Origin of the sequence: Serratia quinivorans (assembly GCF_946227985.1) — a bacterium.
In the GTDB taxonomy this organism is placed as follows: domain Bacteria; phylum Pseudomonadota; class Gammaproteobacteria; order Enterobacterales; family Enterobacteriaceae; genus Serratia; species Serratia quinivorans_A.
The window spans coordinates 116380-141900 of record NZ_CAMKGL010000004.1 but is presented as its reverse complement, the minus strand read 5'-3'; the positions used below and the strand labels follow the sequence as shown (position 1 = coordinate 141900).

20 protein-coding genes are annotated in these 25521 nt (G+C 54.9%); 15 read left to right on the top strand and 5 right to left on the bottom strand.

The window, feature by feature from the left end:
* Positions 1-138: 138 nt before the first annotated feature.
* Positions 139-1611, top strand: coding sequence for an anion permease (locus OCH02_RS13740; protein WP_261431705.1), 1473 nt, complete (start codon positions 139-141; stop codon positions 1609-1611).
* Positions 1612-1658: 47 nt separating this feature from the next.
* Here the strand turns inward: OCH02_RS13740 and leuD are convergent, their stop codons facing one another.
* From leuD to leuA, 4 genes are read right to left on the bottom strand one after another with little or no spacing between them, the layout of a single operon-like run.
* A complete protein-coding gene (gene leuD / locus OCH02_RS13735; RefSeq protein WP_261431704.1) occupies positions 1659-2261 on the bottom strand; it encodes a 3-isopropylmalate dehydratase small subunit in 603 nt (200 codons plus the stop codon).
* Between the two features lie 11 nt (positions 2262-2272).
* Positions 2273-3673 (bottom strand): 3-isopropylmalate dehydratase large subunit, encoded by a 1401-nt coding sequence (gene leuC / locus OCH02_RS13730; RefSeq protein ID WP_129937893.1) that lies wholly within the window; start codon positions 3671-3673, stop codon positions 2273-2275.
* Between the two features lies 1 nt (position 3674).
* Positions 3675-4766, bottom strand: coding sequence for a 3-isopropylmalate dehydrogenase (gene leuB, locus OCH02_RS13725; protein ID WP_261431703.1), 1092 nt, complete (start codon positions 4764-4766; stop codon positions 3675-3677).
* 2 nt (positions 4767-4768) lie between these two features.
* Complete coding sequence (leuA, locus tag OCH02_RS13720) at positions 4769-6343, bottom strand: 2-isopropylmalate synthase (RefSeq protein ID WP_261431702.1); 1575 nt, start codon at positions 6341-6343, stop codon at positions 4769-4771.
* Between the two features lie 885 nt (positions 6344-7228).
* Here leuA and leuO point away from each other — a divergent pair.
* The 5 genes from leuO (at position 7229) to cra (ending at position 14220) form a co-directional block, all read left to right on the top strand.
* Positions 7229-8176 (top strand): transcriptional regulator LeuO, encoded by a 948-nt coding sequence (leuO, locus tag OCH02_RS13715; protein ID WP_261431701.1) that lies wholly within the window; start codon positions 7229-7231, stop codon positions 8174-8176.
* A 484-nt stretch (positions 8177-8660) separates the two neighbouring features.
* Positions 8661-10469 (top strand): AMP-dependent synthetase/ligase, encoded by a 1809-nt coding sequence (locus OCH02_RS13710; RefSeq protein ID WP_261431700.1) that lies wholly within the window; start codon positions 8661-8663, stop codon positions 10467-10469.
* 317 nt (positions 10470-10786) lie between these two features.
* Positions 10787-12505, top strand: a complete 1719-nt coding sequence (ilvI, locus tag OCH02_RS13705) for an acetolactate synthase 3 large subunit (RefSeq protein ID WP_174354262.1) — start codon at positions 10787-10789, stop codon at positions 12503-12505.
* A 2-nt stretch (positions 12506-12507) separates the two neighbouring features.
* The gene (ilvN, locus tag OCH02_RS13700) at positions 12508-12999 is read left to right on the top strand and encodes an acetolactate synthase small subunit (RefSeq protein WP_261431699.1); all 492 of its coding nucleotides are present in this window, start codon (positions 12508-12510) and stop codon (positions 12997-12999) included.
* Between the two features lie 216 nt (positions 13000-13215).
* The gene (gene cra, locus OCH02_RS13695) at positions 13216-14220 is read left to right on the top strand and encodes a catabolite repressor/activator (RefSeq protein ID WP_085120221.1); all 1005 of its coding nucleotides are present in this window, start codon (positions 13216-13218) and stop codon (positions 14218-14220) included.
* Between the two features lie 33 nt (positions 14221-14253).
* Here cra and OCH02_RS13690 read toward each other — a convergent pair whose 3' ends face one another.
* On the bottom strand, positions 14254-14694 hold the full coding sequence (locus tag OCH02_RS13690) for an L-alanine exporter AlaE (protein ID WP_085120222.1): 441 nt from the start codon (positions 14692-14694) through the stop codon (positions 14254-14256).
* Positions 14695-15565: 871 nt separating this feature from the next.
* Between OCH02_RS13690 and mraZ the strand changes: the two genes are divergently transcribed.
* Genes mraZ through ftsW form a run of 9 tightly spaced genes read left to right on the top strand, consistent with a single transcriptional unit; the run spans position 15566 to position 25520 of the window.
* Positions 15566-16024 carry a division/cell wall cluster transcriptional repressor MraZ gene (gene mraZ, locus OCH02_RS13685; RefSeq protein ID WP_261431698.1) on the top strand — a complete coding sequence of 153 codons (459 nt, stop codon included), beginning with the start codon at positions 15566-15568 and terminating at the stop codon, positions 16022-16024.
* Positions 16025-16026: 2 nt separating this feature from the next.
* Positions 16027-16968, top strand: coding sequence for a 16S rRNA (cytosine(1402)-N(4))-methyltransferase RsmH (gene rsmH / locus OCH02_RS13680; protein ID WP_261431696.1), 942 nt, complete (start codon positions 16027-16029; stop codon positions 16966-16968).
* Complete coding sequence (gene ftsL, locus OCH02_RS13675) at positions 16965-17285, top strand: cell division protein FtsL (protein WP_012005204.1); 321 nt, start codon at positions 16965-16967, stop codon at positions 17283-17285. The genes rsmH and ftsL overlap by 4 nt, the downstream gene beginning before the upstream one ends.
* A gap of 42 nt (positions 17286-17327) precedes the next feature.
* The gene (locus tag OCH02_RS13670) at positions 17328-19091 is read left to right on the top strand and encodes a peptidoglycan glycosyltransferase FtsI (protein WP_012005205.1); all 1764 of its coding nucleotides are present in this window, start codon (positions 17328-17330) and stop codon (positions 19089-19091) included.
* Positions 19078-20565 (top strand): UDP-N-acetylmuramoyl-L-alanyl-D-glutamate--2,6-diaminopimelate ligase, encoded by a 1488-nt coding sequence (gene murE / locus OCH02_RS13665; RefSeq protein WP_261431695.1) that lies wholly within the window; start codon positions 19078-19080, stop codon positions 20563-20565. The genes OCH02_RS13670 and murE overlap by 14 nt, the downstream gene beginning before the upstream one ends.
* Complete coding sequence (gene murF / locus OCH02_RS13660; protein ID WP_261431694.1) at positions 20562-21923, top strand: UDP-N-acetylmuramoyl-tripeptide--D-alanyl-D-alanine ligase; 1362 nt, start codon at positions 20562-20564, stop codon at positions 21921-21923. The genes murE and murF overlap by 4 nt, the downstream gene beginning before the upstream one ends.
* The gene (gene mraY, locus OCH02_RS13655; protein ID WP_012005208.1) at positions 21917-22999 is read left to right on the top strand and encodes a phospho-N-acetylmuramoyl-pentapeptide-transferase; all 1083 of its coding nucleotides are present in this window, start codon (positions 21917-21919) and stop codon (positions 22997-22999) included. Before murF ends, mraY begins: the two co-directional genes overlap by 7 nt.
* A gap of 2 nt (positions 23000-23001) precedes the next feature.
* Positions 23002-24321 (top strand): UDP-N-acetylmuramoyl-L-alanine--D-glutamate ligase, encoded by a 1320-nt coding sequence (gene murD / locus OCH02_RS13650; protein WP_261431693.1) that lies wholly within the window; start codon positions 23002-23004, stop codon positions 24319-24321.
* Positions 24318-25520: a cell division protein FtsW gene (gene ftsW, locus OCH02_RS13645; RefSeq protein WP_037426050.1), complete on the top strand. Its 1203-nt coding sequence runs from the start codon at positions 24318-24320 to the stop codon at positions 25518-25520. The genes murD and ftsW overlap by 4 nt, the downstream gene beginning before the upstream one ends.
* Position 25521 lies beyond the last annotated feature (1 nt).

The window sequence follows — 25521 nt, the reverse complement described above, 5'->3', positions numbered from 1 at the left end:
TAAACGTCACCAACCTTGACGCATGTCATTGAGAACATTACGCCAGCCCCCCAAGCTGAACGGACCCGGAACGCGATGAGCGCGTTCCCGTCCATCTTGCTACCAAGATGCCGATCCGTTTAGAAAAGTGGGTATGTTATGGATAAACTAACGCCGCTCAAGCCTGTTCCTTCCCTGTGTGCCGTCGCCGCTGCTTTACTCATCTGGTTTGTGATCCCGGTGCCTGAAGGCGTGGAGCCCAATGCCTGGCATTTGCTGGCGCTGTTTATTGGCACCATCATCGCCATCATCGGCAAAGCCATGCCTATCGGTGCCGTTTCGGTAGTGGCGATCGCGCTGGTGGCGGTAACCGGCGTCACTAACCCCGGCAAACCCGGTGCTGCGCTCAATGATGCGCTCAGCGGATTTTCCAACCAGTTGATCTGGCTGATTGGTTTTTCGATCATGATCTCACTCAGCCTGAACAAAACCGGGTTGGGGGCGCGAATCGGCTATTACTTCATCTCGCTGTTCGGTAAAAAGACGCTGGGAATTGCCTATGCATTGACGCTGGCGGAAACCACCCTGGCGCCGGTGACGCCAAGTAACACCGCGCGTGGCGGCGGGATTATCCATCCGATTATGAGGTCAATTGCCGACAGCTTCGGCTCCAAGCCCGAGCTCAATACCTCCGGCAAGATCGGCCGCTATCTGTCGCTGGTGAATTACAATATCAACCCGATCACTTCGGCGATGTTTATCACCGCTACGGCGCCGAACCCGTTGATCGTCAGCCTGATTGCCAAGGGCACCCATGGCAACTTTGAGCTGTCCTGGTCAATGTGGGCCGTGGCGGCACTGGTACCGGGGTTGTGCTCGCTGATTGTCATGCCATTGGTGATTTACCTGCTCTACCCGCCGGAGGTGAAAAGCACCCCGGACGCCCCGCGTTTCGCCCGTGACAAGCTGCAGGCCCTGGGGCCGGTGACGTTGCCGGAGAAAATCACCCTGGCGGTGTTTGCCCTGCTGTTGGTGCTGTGGGCCGGTATCCCGGCGATGTTCTTCGGCCCGGCGCTGGCGGTTAATCCAACCACTGCGGCGCTGATTGGTTTGGCGGTGCTGTTGGCGACCGGGGTGTTGAGCTGGGAAGATGTGCTTAAGCACAAGGGTGCCTGGGACACGGTGGTGTGGTTCTCCGCACTGGTGATGATGGCCAGCTTCCTCGGCAAGTTGGGGTTGATCGGCTGGCTGTCACAAACCGTGGGCAACGGGATTGATCATATGGGGATGAGTTGGGTTGGCGGCACTATATTGCTGACCATCATCTATCTGTATTCGCATTACTTCTTCGCCAGCACCACCGCGCACGTTACCGCCATGTTTGCCGCGTTCTTTGCCGCCGGTATTGCGCTCGGCGCACCGCCCGCGCTGCTGGGCCTGATTCTGGCGTTCTCTTCTTCACTGATGATGTCGCTGACACACTATGGTACCGGCACGGCACCGATTGTCTTCGGCTCCGGCTATGCGACGCTGGGTGAGTGGTGGAAAACAGGTTTGGTGATGAGCATAGTTAATTTGCTGATTTGGATGTTGATTGGTGGGGCGTGGTGGAAATGGCTCGGTTATTGGTAGTCGGTTATTGATAATAAAAAAACCCGCCTGGCGGCGGGTGATTAATATCAGTTCAGGAAGGCCGGCTGCTGCGCCTCGTAGCGGGAAATATCCGCTTCGTGTTGCAGCGTCAGACCGATGCTGTCCAGCCCGTTAATCATGCAGTGACGGCGGAAGCTATCAATCTCGAACGGATAGCTTTTGCCACCGGCTTTGACCGTCTGGTTTTCCAAATCAACTTCAAATTCAATGCCTTCGTTGGCAGCCACCAACTGGAACAGCGTTTCCACGTCCTGTTCGTTCAGCTTAACCGGCAGCAGCTGGTTGTTGAGTGAGTTGCCGTAGAAGATATCGGCAAAGCTCGGGGCAATCACCACTCTAAAACCATAGTCGGTCAGCGCCCAGGGCGCGTGCTCGCGTGATGAGCCGCAGCCGAAGTTTTCACGGGCCAGCAAAATGCTGGCGCCTTTGTAGCGCGGTTTGTTCAGTACAAACTCCGGGTTTGGCTGCTGGCCGGCATCGTCCAGAAAACGCCAGTCGTTAAACAGGTGCTTTCCAAAACCGGTGCGCGTCACCTTCTGCAAAAACTGTTTTGGAATAATGGCATCGGTATCGACGTTCGCCGCATCCAAAGGCACCACTAAACCGGTATGTTGAGTAAATTTAGCCACGGTAGCCTTCCTTAGTGAATATCACGGATATCGGCGAAATGGCCGGCAATAGCGGCTGCAGCGGCCATTGCCGGGCTGACCAGGTGAGTACGTCCACCGCGGCCCTGACGCCCTTCAAAGTTACGGTTGCTGGTGGAGGCACAGCGTTCGCCGGGATTCAGGCGATCGTTGTTCATCGCCAGACACATCGAGCAGCCCGGCAGGCGCCATTCAAAACCGGCATCGATAAAGATTTTATCCAGGCCTTCGGCTTCTGCCTGCGCTTTTACCGGGCCGGAACCCGGCACCACGATGGCCTGAACACCGCTGGCAACCTTGCGTCCCTTGGCGATGGCCGCCGCTGCACGCAAGTCTTCAATGCGAGAGTTGGTGCAGGAACCGATGAAGACTTTGTCGATCGGTACTTCTGTCAGCTTGATGCCCGGTTTCAGATCCATATAGGCCAGGGCTTTTTCGGCCGAGGCACGCTCACCCGGATCGCTGAACGACTCAGGGGCCGGGATGGTCTGGTTGACGGCGATAACCTGCCCAGGGTTGGTTCCCCAGGTTACCTGTGGCGCGATGTCTTCCGCGCGCAGGGTGACAACGGTATCGAATTTGGCATCGTCATCGGATTTCAGCGTGCGCCAGTAGGCGACGGCCTGTTCCCAGTTGCTGCCGGTTGGCGCAAACTGGCGACCCTTCAGGTAATCAAAGGTGGTGTCGTCCGGCGCAACCAGCCCGGCTTTGGCACCCATTTCGATCGCCATGTTGCACAGCGTCATGCGGCCTTCCATGCTCAACGCCTGAATGGCCTTGCCGCAGAATTCCACTACGTGGCCGGTGCCGCCGGCACTGCCGGTTTTGCCGATCACCGCCAGCACGATGTCTTTGGCGGTGATGCCATCGGCCGCGTCGCCGGTCACTTCAATTTTCATGGTCTTGGCGCGGCCCTGTTTCAGAGTTTGGGTCGCCAACACGTGCTCCACTTCGGAGGTGCCGATACCAAACGCCAACGAACCGAAAGCGCCGTGAGTCGCGGTGTGGGAGTCGCCACAGACGATGGTCATACCCGGCAACGTCATGCCCTGCTCTGGGCCGATCACGTGTACGATGCCCTGATATGGGTGGTTCAGGTCATACAGCAATACGCCAAACTCTTCGCAGTTCTTGATCAGTTCCTGCATCTGAATGCGTGCCATCTCGCCGCTGGCGTTGATGTCTTTGGTTTGGGTGGACACGTTGTGATCCATGGTGGCGAAAGTCTTGCCCGGCTGGCGCACTTTTCGGCCCATGGCGCGCAGGCCGTCGAATGCCTGCGGTGAAGTCACTTCGTGTACCAGGTGGCGATCGATATACAACAGCGGGGTTTCTTCCGGCGCTGAGTACACCACGTGGGCATCGTATAATTTCTGATATAAAGTTTTAGACATGTTATGCCCCCTGAGCAACAAAGCGGGCGATGATGTCACCCATTTCATCGGTGCTGATGGCTGGGCCGACACCGGCCAGATCGGCGGTGCGGTAACCTTGTTCCAGTGCCTGATTGATGGCGTGCTCAACGGCGTCGGCCGCCTCCGTGGCGCCCAGGCTGTAACGCAGCAGCAGGGTGGCAGACAGGATCTGGGCGATCGGGTTGGCAATGCCTTTACCTGCGATATCCGGTGCTGAGCCACCGGCCGGCTCATACAGACCAAAGCCCTGTTCGTTCAGGCTGGCGGAAGGCAGCATGCCCATCGAACCGGTGATCATTGCGCATTCGTCGGACAGAATGTCGCCGAACAGGTTGGAGCACAGCAGCACGTCGAACTGGGACGGGTCTTTGATCAACTGCATGGTGGCGTTGTCGATGTACATATGTGACAGCGACACGTCCGGGTAATCCTGGGCGACCTGATTAACCACTTCGCGCCACAAAATGGAGCTTTGCAGTACGTTGGCCTTATCAATCGAGGTCACCTTGTTACGACGCTTGCGGGCAGACTCGAAGGCGATGCGTGCAATACGCTCGATCTCGAAGCGGTGATACACCTCGGTATCGAAGGCACGTTCCTGCATGCCCTGGCCTTCGCGGCCTTTAGGCTGGCCAAAGTAGATGCCGCCGGTCAGTTCACGCACGCACAGAATATCGAAACCGCGGGCGGCGATATCGGCGCGCAGTGGACAGAACTCTTCCAGCCCCTGATACAAACGGGCAGGGCGCAGGTTGCTGAACAGTTTGAAGTGTTTACGCAGTGGCAACAAAGCGCCACGCTCAGGCTGCTCCGCCGGCGGCAGGTGTTCCCATTTTGGACCGCCGACCGAGCCGAACAGGATGGCGTCTGCCTGCTCGCAACCGGCGAGGGTGGCCGGTGGCAGTGGGCTGCCATGGCGATCGATGGCAATGCCACCGACGTCATACTCGGCTTCGGTGATGCGGATATCAAAGCGCTGACGCACTGCATGCAACACTTTACGCGCCTGGGCCATTACTTCCGGGCCGATTCCGTCTCCGGGCAAGACGGCAATGTGGTAAGTCTTCGTCATGTTCACACCGTTTCCTGATTATTTTGATGTTTGCTGTGCTGCAGGCGCTGTTTTTCTTTTTCTACCTGCTGGGAGCGCCAAATATTGTTTAATACGTGAACCATCGCCTTGGCGGAGGATTCCACGATATCGGTCGCCAGACCCACACCGTGGAAGCGGCGGCCGTTGTAGGACACCACGATATCCACCTGGCCCAGTGCGTCACGGCCCTGACCTTTGGCGGTTAACTGGTACTTCACCAGTTCGATGGGATAACCGGTAATGCGGTTGATAGCCTGGTAAACCGCGTCAACCGGCCCATTACCGGTGGCCGCTTCGGCTTTTTCTTCTTCGCCACAGATCAGTTTCACCGATGCAGTGGCCATGATGCTGCTGCCGGACTGCACGCTGAAGTAGTCCAGGCTGAAATGCTCGGGTTCTTCCTGCTGCTTATTAATGAAGGCCAGAGCTTCCAGATCGTAATCGAATACCTGACCTTTCTTATCGGCCAGCTTCAGGAAGGCGGCGTACAGATTGTCCAGGTTGTAGTCCTGTTCTTTATAGCCCATCTCTTCCATACGGTGTTTCACCGCGGCGCGGCCGGAACGAGAGGTCAGGTTCAACTGCACATCTTTCAGACCTATGGTCTGTGGTGACATGATTTCGTAGTTTTCACGATTTTTCAGCACGCCGTCCTGATGAATGCCGGAAGAGTGGGCGAAGGCATTGGAACCCACGATAGCCTTGTTGGCAGGGATCGGCATGTTGCACAGCTGGCTGACGATTTGGCTGGTGCGGAAGATTTCCTGGTGGTTGATGTTGGTGTGCACGTTCATGATGTCCTGGCGTACTTTGATCGCCATGATCACTTCTTCCAGCGAGGTATTGCCAGCGCGTTCACCAATGCCGTTCAAGGTGCCTTCTACCTGGCGAGCACCCGCCTGCACTGCGGCGATGGAGTTGCCGACTGCCATACCCAGGTCGTCGTGGCAGTGCACAGAGATAATGGCTTTATCGATATTCGGTACGCGGTCATACAGGGTGGTGATAATGCCACCAAACTGGTTCGGCGTGGTGTAGCCCACGGTATCCGGAATGTTAATGGTGGTGGCACCGGCGTTGATGGCAGCTTCTACCACGCGACACAGGTTATCAATTGGTGTACGGCCTGCGTCTTCACAGGAGAACTCTACGTCGTCGGTGTAATTACGGGCGCGTTTCACCGAGCGGATCGCCATCTCCAGCACTTCGTCGAACGAGCGCTTCAGTTTTGATTCAATATGCAGGGTTGAGGTGGCCAGGAACACGTGAATACGGAAGGCTTCGGCTACGCGCAACGCCTCTGCTGCGACGTCGATATCTTTATCCACGCAACGGGCCAGGCCACATACGCGGCTGTTTTTAATCTGGCGTGCAATGGTCTGAACAGATTCAAAATCGCCTGGTGAGGAGACAGGGAAGCCGACTTCCATGACGTCGACACCCATTCTTTCCAGCGCCATCGCGATCTGAATCTTCTCTTTCACGCTCAGGCTGGCTTGAAGCGCTTGTTCACCATCACGCAGCGTTGTATCGAAAATAATGACTTGTTGGCTCATCAGGGTGGTTCCTTATCGTGTTTATTTCACGCTAAGCGGGTAAAAAAAAACCCGCGCAGTAGCGCGGGTTTGTTATGAGGTGGGCTAAATCAGCTCTGAACTGCGTCCACCGGCATACCGCGCAAACAAGATGCGTTAAGTAGTAGGCCTAGTAGACGGAAAGTAGAGTTCATGGCGGTTCAGCTCTCTAAAATAGTTTCGTTGCCTAATTTGATACGTTATTGGCTTGGTTATGTCAACACCTGATTGAAAATGAGGGTACTCCTTTACCTCCTGATTAACGGGGCAGTACGAGCAGAGGATAGTTCGGTAAAAAATGGCATTGTCAGATAAAAAGCAAGGCAGGATTTGCGAGCCTGTTAGCATAAATTAAATGAATATATATCACCGCAATTGCTTCTGATGTTGATTGGGTTAAAATTAAAGATGCAAAACTGCTGCAGGCGTGCTAGCAAAAAAATAAAAGTGTGGGTTTTGTATTCTTGATATCAATATGTTGTTGTCGGTTATGTTTTTTATGAATTGTTCATAAGGCCGACTGGCGTTGGAAAATTATGGGGCGCTAATAAATAGGACGTGATTATGCATGTTGTATTTTTTCTTGTGATTAAATATAAACGATAAGTGCTAAATGACAGTGTGATGATGGACTATTGCAAAGGGTTTTTTGATAGTGTGCGAATTCACTCTCTGTTAGAAGAAATGAATTTAATATGTATCAGAACAAAATATTAACCATGTTTATATATAGGATGATGCTTGAGCTCGATTTCAAATGAATGGAGTGAGAGTTAACTAATTCTACCGTGCGAAATTCAGATGGCGCCGTTTTGTCATTATTTTATGTGCGGGGAATTATCTACACAGGACTTAGTGGAGTGGGATATGTCGGAATGTAATTCAGGAGTTGTTATCGATAAAGAAACCAGCGAACTGCACTTGCGCAGCGTCGATCTGAATTTGCTCACCGTGTTTGATGCCGTTATGCAGATGCAGAATATTACCCGGGCAGCGAGCTTTTTGGGAATGTCGCAGCCGGCAGTGAGCAATGCCGTTGCACGTTTAAAGCTGATGTTTAATGATGAGCTGTTCGTCCGCTGTGGGCGTGGGATCCAGCCCACGGTGCGGGCTAAGCAGCTGTTTGGTCCGGTTCGCCAGGCGTTACAGCTGGTGCAAAATGAGTTGCCCGGAGCGGAGTTTGAACCCTTTGCCAGTGAGCGAGTCTTCTCTATCGCCATTTGCAGTCCGCTTGATTTGCGTTTAGGGGCTACCATAATCAATCACATGAGGGAAATAGCGCCTCATGCCCATTTGAAAATAAAGTCATATATAACCAATAACATCGATAACCAATTGCGCTACCAGGAAGTTGAGTTCGTTGTTGGCTATGCCAGCTTTGAGTCTTCAGAGTTTAAAAGTATGGCGCTTTTTGATGACGAATTGGTGCTGGTACTTTCCAAGAAACATCCGAGGATAGGAAAATCCATCACGCCGGAACAAATCCTGGCGGAGCATCATGCGGTGGTTTCACTCGAGAGCTTTTATTCTTTCAGTAAACCCTACTATATAGAAGAAGCCATGCAACGAGTCGTGGCTCAACACTGTACTGATTTATATAGCGTGCTGAATATAGTATCCAGAACCGACATGATTGCCGTTGTTCCGGCCTGGCTGGCTCGGCAGCAGGCTGAGACCTTGAAGCTGCGTTTTATTCCTTTGCCCTGGAATGAAAACAAGGTTACCTGTTATCTGTCCTGGCATGAGTCGGCTGAACGGGATAAGGGACATCAATGGATGAAATTGATGCTTGGCCAGTCTGAGTTGACTGAATAAATCAGCCTGTTATTACCCCCGAAGTGGTGGTTATCCATTGGGGGAATAATTTTTCCGTACGTTGGTTAAGAATTATCTTGGATTTATCTAAGAATTATCTTGGATTTATCTAAGATATATCTTGGCTTACCTGTGTTAAATTAAGCGCTTCCGAAAGATTTCGATAGTTTCATTAAAAAATATCACTATAAAATTATCTGCTGATATTTTTATTAAATCTGGTTTTTTTATCTATTTCTTTCGCTGTCTGTCGAACACCCATTTTGTGAGCGAAATAAAACCTTTTCATCGCCCTTTTGTCCAACTGGAGGATACGGTGAAATTAACCTGAGTTTTAGCTCACACTTCTACGCTGAAATCTCTTTTCCCGTCGCCGTAGAGTAGGTAGACTGCGCGAAAAAAAGTAAACACGTGTAAGCTGAGATGCAGAGCCAGATGTCCTGCTCAACGCTAACTGTTTGATTCATTTCAGGCTCAGGGCGCTATGATCAATAATCTGCTGCAATACCATTTAACTCACCGTATACAGCACCAAATTTCCCAGCGTGCCGATTGCACAGCTTTTCGCCAATGGTCTCCCAGCGGCGAGAGCCAACTGACCTGGCGACAGGTCGATACGCATATCAACCGCATCGCCAGTGCGTTGCTGGCTTTGGGTACCGACGTGCAGGAACGTATCGCGATCTTTGCCAATAACTGCATGGCCTGGTCGCTGGCGGATTTGGCCGTGCTGCGGTTACGTGGGGTCAGCGTACCGCTGTATGCCACCAACACGCCGGCCCAGGCGGCTTTTATTATTAATGATGCCGATATCCGCATTCTGTTCGTTGGTGAGCAGGCTCAACTGGATGCCGCCATCGCGTTGCGCGGTGTCTGTCCGCAACTGATCCACATTATTGTATTTGATGACGGCGCTGATCTGCGCGGTTGTGAGATTGCTCAGCACCTGAGTACTTTTGAGCGCGAAGCCGATCTGGCGGCGTTTGAATCGCAGTTACAGCAACGCATTGCCGATTGTGATTTACGGGATTTGTTCACGCTGATCTATACCTCCGGTACCACTGGCGAACCCAAAGGGGTGATGTTGGATTACCGTAACCTTGCGGCACAGCTTTATCTGCACGATGAGCGGCTGACGGTAAATGAAGAGGATGTCTCTCTCAGTTTCCTGCCGATGTCGCATGTGTTTGAACGTGCCTGGAGCTTCTTCATTATGCATTCCGGCGCGCAAAACGTGTTTTTGCCGAATACCGACTGGGTGCGTGAAGCCATGACGGCGGTACGCCCGACGCTGATGTGCGCGGTACCGCGTTTCTACGAAAAAATCTTCAGTGCGGTGCACGAGAAAGTTGCGCGAGCCCCCTGGTTGCGTCGTGCTCTGTTCCATTGGGCGATTGTCTGTGGTGAACGCAAGTTTTTACAGGAACGTGCCGGCAAACCACTGGGCAAGCTGTTTGATCTTTCCCACCGCTGGGCCGACAAGCTGGTACTGAGTAAATTACGCGGGATCCTCGGTGGCCGGGTACGCTTCTTGCCGGCCGCCGGTGCCAAACTGGACGACAACGTCATTCTGTTTTTCCAGGCGATGGGTATTAACATCAAATATGGCTATGGCATGACCGAAACCTGCGCCACCGTTTCCTGCTGGGAAGAGGGCAATTTCCGCTTTGGCTCGATTGGTAAGCCGCTGCCGGGGGTAGAGGTGCGTATTGGCGAGGAAAATGAAATTCAGGTGCGTGGTCCGGTGGTGATGCGCGGTTATTTCAATAAGCCGCTGGAAACCGCCGCCTCCTTTACTGCAGATGGCTGGTTGAAGACCGGCGACGCCGGTGCCATAGATGAAGGGGGAAATCTGTTTATCACCGAGCGTCTTAAGGATCTGATGAAAACCTCCGGCGGCAAGTACATTGCCCCGCAGATGCTTGAAGGCACGCTGGCGCAAGATCGCTTTATCGAACAGGTGGCTATCATCGCGGATGCCCGTAAATTTGTCTCCGCCTTGATTGTGCCCAGTTTTGAGTCGCTGGAAGAATATGCCAAGTCCATCAACCTGAAATATCAGGATCGGCTCGAATTGCTGCGCCATAGCCATATTCTTGAAATGTTCGAAAGCCGTTTGCGCGAGATGCAAAAAGAGTTGGCGCGGTTCGAACAGGTGAAGAAGTTTACCCTGCTGCCGGCGGCCTTTTCGATGGAGTTGGGTGAGCTGACGCCAACGCTAAAACTGCGTCGTAAGGTGATTTTGCAGCGCTATCAAAGTGAGATTGAGTCGATGTACCAGGATAAGACTTAATCCTGTTGCCGGGGCAGATTACCCGGTTCAAAAAACAACACCATTCTTGCCTGATATAGTTCTGTAATTCTCTACCTGACTGAAACAATGCCTAGCCCGATTTGCCGGCAGCTAGTGCATTGTTTTTGTAAATCCCCGATCCCCAGCCCGTTGCTAGTAACCTTTCTATCGTTGTGCCATTTTGCCGTTTGCCTGCCCTATCTTCTGACGTTATGTTAATGGGTTATAGTCAAACCATAAAAATTTTGGGGTATTGCCCCACAACAGGTGCCACGTTCCGGTGCCAGATAAGAATAAGTTAGCCTGGAGGCAAACCCATGGAGATGTTGTCAGGAGCCGAGATGGTCGTCCGATCGTTGATCGATCAAGGCGTTAAGCATGTATTCGGTTATCCGGGCGGGGCGGTACTTGATATCTACGACGCCCTGCATACGGTCGGAGGGATCGACCACATATTGGTGCGCCATGAGCAAGGTGCGGTGCATATGGCCGATGGCTATGCGCGTGCGACCGGTGAGGTGGGGGTGGTGTTGGTGACCTCTGGTCCTGGAGCGACCAATGCGATCACCGGCATTGCAACCGCCTATATGGACTCGATTCCGATGGTGGTGCTTTCCGGTCAGGTTCCCAGCTCGCTGATTGGCTATGATGCCTTCCAGGAGTGCGACATGGTCGGGATTTCGCGCCCGGTGGTGAAACACAGCTTCCTGGTCAAACGTACCGAAGATATCCCCGGCATACTGAAAAAGGCTTTTTACCTGGCCTCAACCGGCCGCCCCGGGCCGGTGGTGATCGATTTGCCGAAAGACATCGTGGGCCCGGCGGTGAGAATGCCTTACGCCTATCCGCAGGAAGTGAGCATGCGTTCCTATAACCCTACGGTGCAAGGGCACCGCGGGCAGATCAAACGGGCACTGCACACCATTCTGACGGCAAAAAAGCCCGTCATGTACGTCGGGGGCGGAGCGATCAACTCGGCCTGTGATGCAGAACTGCTGGAACTGGCGGAGAAGCTGAATCTGCCTGTCACCTGTACCCTGATGGGGTTGGGGGCCTTCCCCGGCACGCATCGTCAGAGCGTTGGTATGCTCGGCATGCATGGGACTTATGAAGCCAACAAAACCATGCATAATTCTGACGTGATCTTTGCCGTCGGCGTGCGTTTTGACGATCGCACCACCAACAACCTGGCCAAATACTGCCCGAACGCTACCGTGCTGCATATCGACATTGACCCTACCTCAATTTCCAAGACGGTAGACGCCGATATTCCCATTGTCGGTGACGCCAAACAGGTGTTGACCCAAATGCTGGAGCTGCTGGCGCAGGAAGATAAAGCGCAGGATCACGACGCGTTGCGTGACTGGTGGCAGTCTATCGAACAGTGGCGTGCGCGTGATTGCCTGGGTTACGACAAAAACAGCGGCACCATTAAGCCGCAGGCAGTGATCGAAACCCTGCATCGACTGACCAAGGGGGACGCTTATGTCACCTCTGATGTCGGCCAGCACCAGATGTTCGCTGCGCTCTACTATCCGTTCGACAAACCACGCCGTTGGATCAACTCCGGCGGATTGGGCACCATGGGCTTTGGTCTGCCGGCGGCGCTGGGCGTGAAGCTGGCGCTACCTGATGAAACCGTGGTGTGTGTCACCGGCGACGGCAGCATCCAGATGAACATTCAGGAACTGTCTACCGCGCTGCAATACAACCTGCCGGTGATCGTGGTGAATCTTAACAACCGCTATCTGGGCATGGTGAAGCAGTGGCAGGACATGATTTATTCCGGCCGTCACTCCCAGTCTTATATGGATTCCCTACCGGACTTCGTCAAACTGGCCGAGGCTTACGGCCACGTTGGCATCGCCATTCGCACGCCGGATGAACTGGAAAGCAAACTGGCTCAGGCGCTGGCCGAGAAAGAGCGCCTGGTATTTGTCGACGTGACCGTCGATGAGACCGAACATGTTTACCCAATGCAGATTCGTGGTGGAAGCATGGACGAAATGTGGTTAAGCAAAACGGAGAGGACCTGATCATGCGCCGTATTTTATCTGTATTGCTGGAAAATGAATCCGGTGCGTTATCGCGGGTGGTGGGTTTGTTCTCTCAGCGCGGTTACAACATTGAAAGCCTGACGGTAGCACCGACCGACGATCCCACTTTGTCACGTATGACGATTCAAACCGTCGGCGATGAAAAGGTACTGGAGCAGATCGAAAAACAGCTGCATAAGCTAGTGGACGTGCTGCGCGTTAGCGAACTGGTGCAGGGGGCTCATGTTGAACGTGAAATCATGCTGGTGAAGCTGCAGGCCAGCGGTTATGGCCGGGAAGAGGTGAAACGTTGCGCCGACATTTTCCGCGGTCAGATTGTTGACGTCACGTCCACGCTGTACACCGTTCAGCTGGCAGGCACCAGCGACAAGCTCGATGCGTTCCTGAGTGCGGTGCGTGAGGTGGCCGAAATTGTCGAAGTGGCACGTTCCGGTGTGGTCGGCGTGTCGCGCGGCGATAAAATCATGCGCTGAGGCGTGATATTGGCATAATCTGAGGGCGCGGCCAGGCTGCGCCCTTTGTTTTTCGGTGTTTTTTGCCAGTTTGCTGGCACCTTTCGGCAAAAGCGGTTGCTAGGCAGTGTTTTCTGCTGTTAGATCGCAGAGGCTGGATTGAATAACCGCACAGGATGCGATGGTTAATCCGAGCATGGCTTTCACTTCTATTTTCAGCGTCATTAAGGGGTTAACGTGAAACTGGATGAAATCGCGCGTCTCGCAGGCGTTTCGCGCACCACGGCCAGTTATGTCATCAACGGCAAGGCGAAGCAGTATCGTGTCAGCGATAAAACCGTCGAAAAAGTGATGGCCGTGGTCAGGGAGCACAACTATCACCCGAATGCCGTCGCGGCAGGGTTGCGCGCCGGGCGTACTCGTTCTATCGGTCTGGTGATACCGGATCTGGAAAACACCAGCTATACCCGCATCGCCAATTATCTGGAGCGACAGGCCCGTCAACGCGGTTACCAGCTGTTGATTGCCTGTTCGGAAGATCAGCCGGATAACGAAATGCGCTGTATTGAGCATCTGCTGCAACGTCAGGTTGACGCGCTGATCGTTTCCACCGCCTTGCCGCCGGAGCATCCGTTCTATCAGCGCTGGGCCAATGATCCGCTGCCAATTATCGCACTGGATCGAGCATTGGATCGCGAGCATTTCATCAGTGTGGTAGGGGCCGACCAAGAGGACTCCTTCGCACTGGCGCAAGAACTTCGCACCTTCCCGGCGGAGTCGGTACTGTATCTGGGAGCATTGCCGGAGCTTTCCGTCAGCTTCCTGCGTGAGCAGGGTTTCCGTGAAGCATGGCAGGATGACGAACGGCACGTCGATTATCTGTATGCCAACAGCTATGAGCGTGAGGCGGCCGGCGTGTTGTTTGCCGAATGGCTGAAAACCCATCCGATGCCCCAGGCGCTGTTCACCACCTCATTCTCTTTACTGCAAGGGGTGATGGATGTGACGCTGAAGCAACGTGGCCGTTTACCGACCGATCTGGCCATCGCCACCTTCGGCGATCACGAACTGCTGGACTTCCTCGAGTGTCCGGTTCTGGCGGTTGCTCAGCGCCACCGTGACGTGGCCGAGCGTGTACTTGAACTGGTACTGGCCAGCCTGGATGAGCCGCGCAAACCCAAGCCGGGTCTGACGCGTATTCGCCGTAATTTGTTCCGCCGCGGCAGCCTTAGCCGGAAATAAACCCAAACAGGAGCGCTCCGTTGCGCTCCTGCTTCATACGTAGCCCGCCACCCTGAACAACCTTCTGCAGTATTCGAGAAAATAGCCATACACCACGCCCATTGCCATCGATACGACTGCGTTGCTGGTCACCGCCGTCATGATTTGTTGCCCATCGGCGCCGACGCTCCATAAGATGGCGGCATAGACCGGTGATTGGAAACTGACATAGGCCAACAGATCGGCCAGGTTACGCAGTAAAAAGGGTTGGCGGTGAAAGCGCCTGGCGACACGGATAAACAGATCGCGATAGCGCCCATAGGGCCAGGCGATCAGGATATTTACCGGGATCGACAGCAAACGGGATGAGAGTGATTGTTGAAAGCTCATGCCGGACACCAGGATTTCTATCGCCATACCGGCGATGAAACAGTACACCACCAGTGCAAAGGTATCGGCAGCGGCGCTGCGCCAGTGAGGAACAGGCGAAAGCATGATGCAATCTCCATGGTTATTGGTTAATATTCTGTTAAATCTTTATTTTAAAGTGGTTAAAACTGGTTTTTTATTATTCTTTCAGTTTACACCTCTGCCTTTATTTGGATAAGTAGCTGAATATTTTTATTTAAAGGCGTTGCGTGGTTTTTGTGCTGAGCTCAGGGTGTGGAATATGGCGCGAAGGGATTAAAAGTGGATGAATTCAAACTATTCAATTAAAAACAATGAGTTGCATTGTTTGTTGCGAAGGGGCGCTTTTCCTCAGTAAAAATTGTGGGAATAAATGATGTAAGGAAATGAAACCATAATTGTAAACAGGTATTTTGAGAATAATCTTACTAAATTGATTTAAATAGAAATTAGCTCTGCTCGTAATATCCGAGCCATTTATTTTTTCAGCGAACTTATCACCGAGGCTTTAATTGAAGTAAAATAGCGGCCGGCCTGGAACCTAATAACCGTTGAGTGTTATTAAGTCAATGGCTTAAGCCCTATTTCGGCTTTAGGGCGAGTTTGCGCCGAGCCTTGTCCGGTGCGGCTCGCGCCGGGATACAGGGATGTGATTGCCGAGCTAAAAAATGAGACATCGATTGCAGAAGGAAGTATTGAGTTAATTAATCGCCAATTTGTCAGGTTTTTAATCACGCTCTTTCCGCTTAGAAATTTCTCCCCGTTTATCATGATGTTAATTTTTAATCATCTAATAAATAGCGTTCCTTTCGCGAGCCAGCTCCCAAAATGACCGAAGAAATATTGCCAAAGCGCTGGCGCTCTGGCTTGACAAGGTTTTCATACCCTCCGTAAACTCCATTATGTGGGAATTTGTGGGGTAAAGTGGTGAAAACGGTCGTGGAGGGGTAGCTCAGGCATGTTCCGTGGAGCAACGATGGTTAATCTCGACAGCAAAGGGCGGCTTGCCGTACCCACCCGTTACCGGGAATTGCTGAACGAGCAATCGCTGGGTCAAATGGTTTGTACCATTGATCTCCATCAGCCCTGCCTACTGCTTTACCCACTGCCCGAATGGGAAATTATTGAGCAAAAGTTATCCCGTCTGTCGAGTATGAATCCCGCCGAGCGCCGCGTTCAGCGTTTGCTGTTGGGACATGCCAGTGAGTGTCAGATGGATAGCGCCGGTCGGTTGCTGTTAGCGACAACGCTACGCCAACATGCCGGGCTTACCAAAGAAGTGATGCTGGTCGGGCAGTTCAACAAGTTTGAGCTGTGGGATGAACAGACCTGGTATCAACAAGTCAAGGATGATATTGACGCAGAACAGTCGACTCAGGAACCGTTGTCTGAGCAGCTACAGGACTTGTCGCTATAAGCATGTTGGAAAATTATAAACACACCACCGTACTGTTGGATGAGGCAGTTAACGGCCTTAATATTCGCAGTAACGGCATATATATCGACGGTACTTTTGGCCGCGGTGGCCATTCGCGTCTGATTCTGTCCCAATTGGGGCCGGAAGGGCGTTTGCTGGCAATTGACCGCGACCCACAGGCGATTGCAGCCGCCAAGTCTATTGAAGATCCTCGTTTTAGCATCGTACACGGCCCATTTTCTGATTTGTCACACTATGTGCGGGAACGCGAACTGGTGGGGAAGATTGACGGCATTTTACTCGATCTGGGTGTTTCGTCGCCGCAGCTGGATGACGCAGAGCGCGGTTTCTCCTTCATGCGTGACGGGCCGCTGGACATGCGTATGGACTCCTCAAGCGGTCAGTCAGCCTCCGAGTGGCTAATGAAAGCGGAAGCCGACGACATTGCCTGGGTGCTGAAAACCTTTGGCGAAGAGCGTTTCGCCAAGCGTATCGCTCGCGCCATCGTGGAAAGAAACCTGGTCGACCCGATGACGCGCACCAAACAGCTGGCCGATTTGATCGCCAACGCCAGCCCGTTCCGGGACAAACACAAACACCCGGCGACCCGCAGTTTCCAGGCGATCCGCATCTACATCAACAGTGAGTTGGAAGAGATCGAACGTGCGCTGGACGGCGCGCTGGAGGTGCTGGCTCCGCAGGGACGCCTGTCGGTGATCAGCTTCCACTCGCTGGAAGACCGTATCGTTAAACGCTTTATGCGCCACCACAGCCGCGGCGCTCAGGTGCCGGCCGGTATTCCGCTGACCGAAGCGCAATTGCGCAGTATGGGCGGACGCACGCTGAAAGCGCTGGGCAAGATGATGCCTGGTGATGCCGAAGTGGCGGAAAACCCACGCGCACGTAGCTCGGTGCTGCGTATTGCCGAGAGGATGCCCGCGTGATTGGTAATGAGCGTCATGGCCTGGTCGGGGTGATTGGCGGCGATCTGCTGCGTAACGCCAAGATCCCGTTGATTTTGCTTATTGCCTCGCTGGTGTCGGCGGTTTTTGTGGTGACTACCGCGCACCGCACCCGTTTGCTGACCGCCGAGCGCGAGCAACTGGTTTTAGAGCGAGATGCTCTGGACATTGAGTGGCGCAACCTGATTCTGGAAGAGAATGCTCTTGGGGATCACAGTCGGGTAGAGCGCATCGCTACTGAAAAACTGCAGATGCAACATGTTGATCCATCGCAGGAAAATATCATCGTTAAACAATGAATGGTTTAACTGAAATCACTACACGGAGTAGAAAGGGAACGCATGAAAGCAGCACGGCCCGGTAAGTTGAAACGCCAGGAAGATCAGGCCAGCTTTGTAAGCTGGCGTTTTGCGTTGCTGTGCGGCTGTATTTTGCTGGCGTTGGTTGGGTTGATGCTGCGTGTGGCTTATCTGCAGGTGATTAATCCGGACCGCCTGGTGAAAGAGGGCGACATGCGTTCACTGCGCGTGCAGGAAGTGCCCACTTCGCGCGGCATGATCAGCGATCGCTCAGGACGGCCGCTGGCGGTGAGCGTGCCGGTGAACGCCATTTGGGCCGACCCGAAAGAGCTGAATGAGCGCGGCGGCATAACGCTGGACAGCCGCTGGAAGGCGCTGTCTGATGCGCTGAATATCCCGCTGGATCAGCTTTCTACCCGCATTAACGCCAACCCGAAAGGGCGCTTTGTCTACCTGGCGCGTCAGGTGAACCCGGCGATTGGCGACTACATCCATAAGCTGAAACTGCCGGGGATTTACCTGCGTCAGGAGTCTCGCCGCTACTATCCATCCGGCCAGGTGACCTCGCATATCATCGGCGTGACCAATATCGACGGTCAGGGGATTGAAGGCGTAGAGAAGAGCTTCGACCGCTGGCTGACCGGGCAACCGGGCGAAAGAACCGTGCGTAAAGACCGCTTTGGCCGGGTGATCGAGGACATCTCTTCAGTCGACAGCCAGGCGGCGCATAACCTGGTGCTGAGCGTCGACGAACGTCTGCAGGCGCTGGTTTATCGTGAACTGAACAACGCCGTGGCGTTCAACAAGGCTGAATCCGGTACCGCGGTACTGGTGGACGTGAACACCGGCGAAGTGTTGGCGATGGCCAACAGCCCGTCTTATAACCCGAACAATATGGCCGGTACGCCGAAAGAAACCATGCGTAACCGTGCTATCACCGATATTTTTGAACCCGGCTCCACCGTAAAACCTATGGTGGTCATGACGGCATTGCAGCACGGCATTGTGAAAGAAAACAGCGTGCTCAATACCGTCCCTTACCGTATCAACGGCAAGGAAATCAGGGACGTTGCGCGTTACGCGGAACTCTCCCTGACCGGGATCTTGCAGAAGTCGAGTAACGTCGGTGTTTCACGACTGGCGTTATCGATGCCGTCCTCAGCGTTAGTAGATACTTACTCTCGTTTTGGATTGGGAAAAGCGACCAATTTGGGGCTGGTCGGAGAAAGCAGTGGCATATACCCAAAAAAACAACGGTGGTCTGACATAGAGAGGGCCACCTTCTCTTTCGGCTATGGGCTAATGGTAACCCCGTTACAGTTAGCGCGAGTCTACGCCACGATCGGCAGCCTGGGCGTTTATCGTCCGCTGTCGATTACCAAAGTTGACCCACCGGTTGCCGGTGAGCGCGTCTTCCCTGAACCTCTGGTGCGCACCGTGGTGCACATGATGGAAAGCGTTGCCCTGCCGGGCGGCGGTGGGGTGAAAGCCGCGATCAAGGGCTACCGAATTGCCATCAAAACCGGTACTGCCAAAAAGGTGGGTCCGGACGGCAAATACGTCAACCGATACATCGCTTATACCGCCGGCGTTGCGCCGGCGAGTAATCCCCGTTTTGCTCTGGTGGTGGTCATTAATGACCCGCAGGGTGGGAAATACTACGGTGGTGCGATCTCCGCACCGGTATTTGGCGCCATCATGGGCGGCGTGTTACGCACCATGAACGTCGAGCCGGACGCGTTGCCTACCGGTGAGAAAAGCGATTTTGTAATTAACAGAAAAGAGGGTTCAGGTGGCCGATCGTAATTTGCGCGACTTACTCGCTCCGTGGGTGCCAACGGCACCCGGGCGCGCGCTGCGGGAAATGACATTAGACAGCCGTATTGCGGCTGCCGGGGATCTGTTTGTCGCCGTTGTTGGCCATCAGGCAGATGGACGCCGCTTTATTCCGCAGGCTATCGCGCAGGGCGTTGCCGCTGTGATTGCCGAAGCTGAAGGTCAGGCTGAAGACGGTACTATCGCTGAAATGCACGGCGTGCCGGTGATTTATCTGAGCCAGCTCAATCAGCGTCTTTCCGCGTTGGCCGGTCGTTTTTACCATGAGCCGGCAGAGCGTCTGTGTCTGGTCGGCGTCACCGGGACCAACGGCAAGACCACCACCACTCAACTGCTGGCACAGTGGGGCCAACTGCTGGGTGAAATCAGCGCAGTGATGGGCACCGTGGGCAACGGCCTGCTGGGCCAGGTATGCCCAACCGAGAATACCACCGGTTCTGCGGTGGATATTCAGCACGTATTAAATGAACTGGTTGATCAGGGCGCGACCCTTGCCGCGATGGAAGTCTCTTCCCACGGTCTGGTGCAACACCGTGTGGCGGCGTTGCCGTTTGCCGCTGCCGTGTTTACCAACCTTAGCCGCGACCATCTGGATTACCACGGCGACATGGCCAATTACGAAGCGGCCAAGTGGTCGCTGTTCGCCGGTCACGAAGTGGGCCAGGCGATTATCAATGCCGATGATGAAGTCGGTCAGCGCTGGTTGAGCCAATTGCCGGATGCGGTGGCTGTCACCATGCAGGATAACCTGCAGCCAGGCTGCCATGGGCGCTGGCTGAAGACTACTGCGGTCAACTATCACGATAACGGCGCCACTATCCACTTCAGCTCAAGCTGGGGCGATGGTGAGATTGAAAGCCGTCTGATGGGGGCGTTCAACGTCAGCAATCTGCTGCTGGCACTGGCGACGCTGCTGTCGTTGGGTTACCCGCTGGCCAAATTGGTTGCCACCGGCAATCAGCTGCAGCCGGTCTGTGGCCGCATGGAAGTGTTCAATGCGCCGGGTAAACCGACGGTAGTGGTCGATTACGCCCACACCCCGGATGCACTGGAAAAAGCATTGGAAGCCGCGCGTCTGCACTGCGTGGGGCAGTTATGGTGCGTGTTTGGCTGCGGCGGCGATCGTGACAAAGGCAAACGCCCGCTGATGGGCGGCATCGCCGAACAGTTCGCCGATCGCGTAGTCGTCACCGATGACAACCCTCGTACCGAAGAGCCGCAGGCGATTATCGCCGATATCCTTACCGGCCTGCTGGACGCCGGACGCGCTCTGGTGATCCACGGTCGTGCGGAAGCGGTAACCAGCGCCATCATGCAAGCCAAAGAACAAGACGTGGTACTGGTGGCGGGTAAAGGCCATGAGGACTACCAACTGGTGGGGAATCGCCGTCTGGATTACTCCGATCGTACCACCGTAGCGCGTCTGCTGGGGGTAGTAGCATGATCCCTGTCTCCCTGCGGACACTGGCCGATGTATTGGACGCTGAGTTGATCGGCGCCGATTGCCAAATCGTTGAGGTGACGACAGATACCCGTCAGGTAACCGCAGGTTGCCTGTTTGTGGCACTGAAAGGCGAGCGTTTCGACGCTCACGATTTTGCTGTTGATGCGGTAGCCGCTGGCGCCGGGGCACTGCTGGTAAGTAAGCGCTTATTGGTGGAGGTTCCGCAACTGGTGGTAAAAGACACCCGTTTGGCGCTGGGACAGCTTGCTGCCTGGGTTCGCCAGCAGGTGCCGACCCGCGTAGTGGCGTTAACCGGTTCATCGGGCAAGACCTCGGTGAAGGAAATGGCCGCGGCCATTCTGCGTGAATGCGGTGAAGTGCTGTATACCGCCGGTAACTTCAACAACGATATCGGCGTTCCGCTGACGCTGTTGCGTTTACAGCCGCAGCATGACTTTGCCGTGATTGAGCTGGGCGCCAACCATATTGGCGAGATTGCTTACACCACCGCATTAACCCGTCCGCAGACCGCCCTGGTGAATAACCTGGCGGCTGCCCACCTGGAAGGCTTTGGCTCTTTGGCCGGTGTCGCTCAGGCGAAAGGCGAAATTTTTGCAGGTTTACCGGCTGACGGCGTGGCGATCCTCAACGCCGACAACAACGACTGGCCGCACTGGCAGAGCATGCTGGACGGCAAAACCGTCTGGCGCTTCTCGCCGCAGGCGGCGGAAGGCGTTGATTTCTTTGCCAGCGATGTGCAGGTGAATGGCAAGGGCACGCAGTTTAGTCTGCACAGTCCGTTCGGCACCGCAGAGATTGCACTGCCGTTGCCGGGTCGCCATAACGTAGCCAATGCGTTGGCTGCTGCGGCGCTGGCCATGTCGGCCGGAGCCTCGCTTGAGGCGGTGCGTCAGGGCCTCAAGCAATTACAGGCGGTGCCGGGGCGTCTGTTCCCGATTGCACTTTCTGACCATCAACTGCTGCTGGATGACAGCTATAACGCCAACGTCGGTTCAATGACCGCCGCCGCACAGGTCCTGGCGGAAATGCCGGGCTACCGCGTGATGGTGGTGGGTGACATGGCAGAGTTGGGGGCAGAAGCCGAAGAGTGTCACCGTCAGGTGGGCGAAGCCGCCCGGTTGGCCGGGGTCGACAAGGTATTGGGCGTCGGTCCGTTAAGCCAGGTGCTGGTTGAAGCTTCGGGTAATGGCGAACATTTTCAGGATAAGGCAGCAGTGATCGCGCGCGTGGCGGAATTACTGTCAGAACATGCGGTAATTACCGTGTTAATCAAGGGTTCACGTAGTGCCGCAATGGAGCAGGTAGTACGCGCGTTACAGGAGAAAGCACCATGTTAGTTTGGCTGGCCGAACATTTGGTCAAATATTATTCCGGCTTCAACGTCTTTTCCTACCTGACGTTCCGAGCCATTGTCAGCCTGCTGACCGCGCTGTTCCTCTCCTTGTGGATGGGACCGCGGGTGATTAAACGCCTGCAGGAGATGTCCTTCGGCCAGGTGGTGCGTAACGACGGTCCAGAGTCGCATTTCAGTAAGCGTGGTACGCCGACCATGGGCGGCATCATGATCCTGACCTCCATCACCGTTTCGGTGCTGATGTGGGCCTATCCGTCCAACCCTTACGTGTGGTGCGTACTGTTCGTCCTGGTGGGCTACGGCATCGTTGGTTTCGTTGATGACTACCGCAAGGTGGTTCGCAAAGACACCAAGGGGCTGATTGCCCGCTGGAAATATTTCTGGCAGTCGGTGATTGCGCTGGTGGTTGCTTTCGCCATGTATGCCGTAGGAAAAGACACGCCAGCCACCGAGCTGGTTGTGCCGTTCTTTAAGGACATCATGCCGCAGCTGGGCCTGTTATACGTGCTGTTGGCGTACTTTGTGATTGTCGGTACCAGCAATGCGGTCAACCTGACCGACGGGCTGGATGGCCTGGCGATTATGCCAACGGTGTTCGTGGCCGCAGGCTTTGCGCTGGTGGCCTGGGCGACCGGTAACATGAACTTCGCCAACTACCTGCACATTCCGTATCTGCGTCACGCCGGCGAACTGGTGATTGTCTGTACCGCCATCGTGGGTGCCGGTCTGGGCTTCCTGTGGTTCAACACCTACCCGGCTCAGGTCTTTATGGGCGATGTTGGCTCACTGGCACTGGGCGGCGCGCTGGGCACTATCGCGGTGCTGCTGCGCCAAGAGTTTTTACTGTTGATTATGGGCGGCGTATTCGTGGTTGAAACGCTGTCGGTCATTTTGCAGGTGGGGTCGTTCAAGCTGCGCGGACAACGTATTTTCCGCATGGCACCGATTCACCACCACTATGAATTGAAGGGCTGGCCAGAGCCGCGCGTGATCGTGCGCTTCTGGATTATTTCGCTGATGCTGGTGCTGATTGGCCTGGCGACGCTGAAGGTGCGGTAATTATGGCGGATTATCAGGGTAAAAAAGTGGTCATCATCGGGCTGGGCCTTACCGGCCTGTCCTGTGTTGATTTCTTTATGGCGCGCGGCGTGACGCCACGCGTTATGGATACCCGCATCTCACCGCCAGGGCTGGACAAGCTGCCTGAAAGCGTTGAGCGTCATCTGGGCGATTTGAATCAGGACTGGCTGTTGGCGGCGGATTTGATCGTCGCCAGCCCGGGAATGGCGTTGGCTACCCCGGCATTAAGCGCCGCTGCGGATGCCGGCGTGGAGATCGTCGGCGATGTCGAGCTGTTCTGCCGCGAAGCACAGGCACCGATCGTAGCCATCACCGGCTCTAATGGCAAAAGCACCGTTACTACCCTGGTGGGTGAGATGGCGAAAGCGGCCGGTTGGGCGGTGGGCGTTGGCGGCAATATCGGCCTGCCTGCGCTGAGTTTGTTACGTCAGGAGTGCCAACTGTACGTGCTGGAGTTGTCGAGCTTCCAACTGGAAACCACTTTCAGCCTGCATGCAGCCGCGGCGACCATTTTGAACGTCACCGAAGATCACATGGACCGCTACCCGTTTGGCCTGCAGCAGTACCGTGCAGCCAAACTGCGCGTTTATGAAAATGCTGAAGTCTGCGTGGTCAATGCGGATGATGCGCTGACCATGCCGGTTCGCGGCGCCGATGAGCGCTGCATCAGCTTCGGTGCCGATGTAGGCGACTACCATTTGAACCGTCAACTGGGCGAAACCTGGCTGCGCGTACGCGGCGAGAAAATCCTCAATACCCGCGAGATGAAGCTGACCGGGCGTCACAACTACACCAATGCGCTGGCGGCGTTGGCATTGGCCGATGCGGTCAATATCCCACGAGCCTCCAGCCTGAAAGCGCTGACCACCTTTACCGGCCTGGCGCATCGCTTCCAACTGGCGTGGGAACATAACGGCGTGCGCTGGATTAACGATTCCAAAGCCACCAACGTCGGCAGCACCGAAGCGGCGTTAAATGGTCTGCAGGTTGACGGCACTCTGCATCTGCTGCTGGGCGGCGATGGCAAGTCTGCCGACTTTTCCCCGCTGGCGCAGTATCTGCAGGGCGATAACGCCCGCCTTTACTGTTTTGGCCGTGATGGCGAACAGCTGGCGCAACTGCGGCCGGAGGTCGCTACGCTGACCGAGACCATGGAACAGGCGATGCAGGCGATAGCCGGTCGGGTGCAGTCCGGCGACATGGTGTTGCTGTCACCGGCATGCGCCAGCCTGGACCAGTTCCGTAATTTTGAAGTGCGCGGCGACGAGTTTGCCCGCCTGGCACAGGAGCTCGGCGGATGAGACTACGCTTGCCGAACTTCGGGCTGACCGAACTGTTTAAAAACTGGGTCGCGGGATCGCGTGATAACGACTCGGTCAATATGGTGCTGTACGATCGCACCTTGCTGTGGCTGACCTTTGGGTTGGCCATTATCGGTTTTGTGATGGTGACCTCGGCGTCGATGCCGATCGGTCAGCGCCTGGCGGACGATCCTTTCCTGTTCGCCAAGCGTGATGCGCTGTACCTCGGCCTGGCGTTTGGCCTGTCGATGGTGACGCTGCGCATTCCGATGGAAGTCTGGCAGCGCTACAGCAACGTCATGCTGCTGATGTCGATTGTGATGCTGTTGATCGTACTGGTGGTCGGCAGCTCGGTAAACGGGGCATCGCGCTGGATCGCGCTGGGTCCGCTGCGTATTCAGCCGGCAGAGCTGTCCAAGCTGTCCCTGTTCTGCTACCTGGCAAGTTATCTGGTGCGCAAGGTTGAAGAAGTGCGCTCCAACTTTTGGGGTTTCTGCAAGCCGATGGGCGTGATGGTGGTGCTGGCGGTATTGCTGCTGGCCCAGCCGGACCTGGGTACCGTGGTCGTGCTGTTCATTACCACGCTGGCGATGCTGTTCCTGGCTGGTGCCAAAATGTGGCAGTTCCTGGCGATTATCGGCTCCGGCGCTTTCGCGGTGGTGCTGTTGATCATTGCCGAACCTTACCGTATGCGCCGCGTGACATCGTTCTGGAATCCATGGGCCGATCCGTTCGGCAGCGGCTACCAGTTGACCCAGTCGCTGATGGCTTTTGGACGCGGTGAGTTCTGGGGACAGGGACTTGGGAACTCGGTACAGAAACTCGAGTATTTACCGGAAGCGCACACTGACTTTATCTTCTCGATTTTAGGCGAAGAACTGGGCTATATCGGTGTGGTTTTTGCATTGTTAATGGTATTCTGCGTCGCTTTTCGTGCTATGTCGATTGGCCGCCGTGCGCTGGAGCTCGATCAACGTTTTTCCGGCTTTTTGGCCTGCTCAATTGGCGTGTGGTTTAGCTTCCAGGCGTTGGTTAACGTCGGTGCTGCGGCAGGTATGTTGCCGACCAAAGGTCTGACGCTACCATTGATAAGCTACGGCGGCTCGAGCCTGCTGATTATGTCGACGGCGATCGTGCTGTTATTGCGTATTGATTATGAAACGCGTCTGGCTAAAGCCCAGGCGTTTGTGAAGAGGTAAG

Excerpts from the sequence above, each read along its gene's own strand:
- OCH02_RS13740 (WP_261431705.1), top strand. The coding sequence starts at position 139 with ATGGATAAACTAACGCCGCTCAAGCCTGTTCCTTCCCTGTGTGCCGTC.
- leuC (WP_129937893.1), bottom strand. The coding sequence starts at position 3,673 with ATGTCTAAAACTTTATATCAGAAATTATACGATGCCCACGTGGTGTAC.
- leuB (WP_261431703.1), bottom strand. The coding sequence starts at position 4,766 with ATGACGAAGACTTACCACATTGCCGTCTTGCCCGGAGACGGAATCGGC.
- leuA (WP_261431702.1), bottom strand. The coding sequence starts at position 6,343 with ATGAGCCAACAAGTCATTATTTTCGATACAACGCTGCGTGATGGTGAA.
- leuO (WP_261431701.1), top strand. The coding sequence starts at position 7,229 with ATGTCGGAATGTAATTCAGGAGTTGTTATCGATAAAGAAACCAGCGAA.
- OCH02_RS13710 (WP_261431700.1), top strand. The coding sequence starts at position 8,661 with ATGATCAATAATCTGCTGCAATACCATTTAACTCACCGTATACAGCAC.
- ilvI (WP_174354262.1), top strand. The coding sequence starts at position 10,787 with ATGGAGATGTTGTCAGGAGCCGAGATGGTCGTCCGATCGTTGATCGAT.
- ilvN (WP_261431699.1), top strand. The coding sequence starts at position 12,508 with ATGCGCCGTATTTTATCTGTATTGCTGGAAAATGAATCCGGTGCGTTA.
- OCH02_RS13690 (WP_085120222.1), bottom strand. The coding sequence starts at position 14,694 with ATGCTTTCGCCTGTTCCTCACTGGCGCAGCGCCGCTGCCGATACCTTT.
- mraZ (WP_261431698.1), top strand. The coding sequence starts at position 15,566 with ATGTTCCGTGGAGCAACGATGGTTAATCTCGACAGCAAAGGGCGGCTT.
- rsmH (WP_261431696.1), top strand. The coding sequence starts at position 16,027 with ATGTTGGAAAATTATAAACACACCACCGTACTGTTGGATGAGGCAGTT.
- OCH02_RS13670 (WP_012005205.1), top strand. The coding sequence starts at position 17,328 with ATGAAAGCAGCACGGCCCGGTAAGTTGAAACGCCAGGAAGATCAGGCC.
- murF (WP_261431694.1), top strand. The coding sequence starts at position 20,562 with ATGATCCCTGTCTCCCTGCGGACACTGGCCGATGTATTGGACGCTGAG.
- mraY (WP_012005208.1), top strand. The coding sequence starts at position 21,917 with ATGTTAGTTTGGCTGGCCGAACATTTGGTCAAATATTATTCCGGCTTC.
- murD (WP_261431693.1), top strand. The coding sequence starts at position 23,002 with ATGGCGGATTATCAGGGTAAAAAAGTGGTCATCATCGGGCTGGGCCTT.
- ftsW (WP_037426050.1), top strand. The coding sequence starts at position 24,318 with ATGAGACTACGCTTGCCGAACTTCGGGCTGACCGAACTGTTTAAAAAC.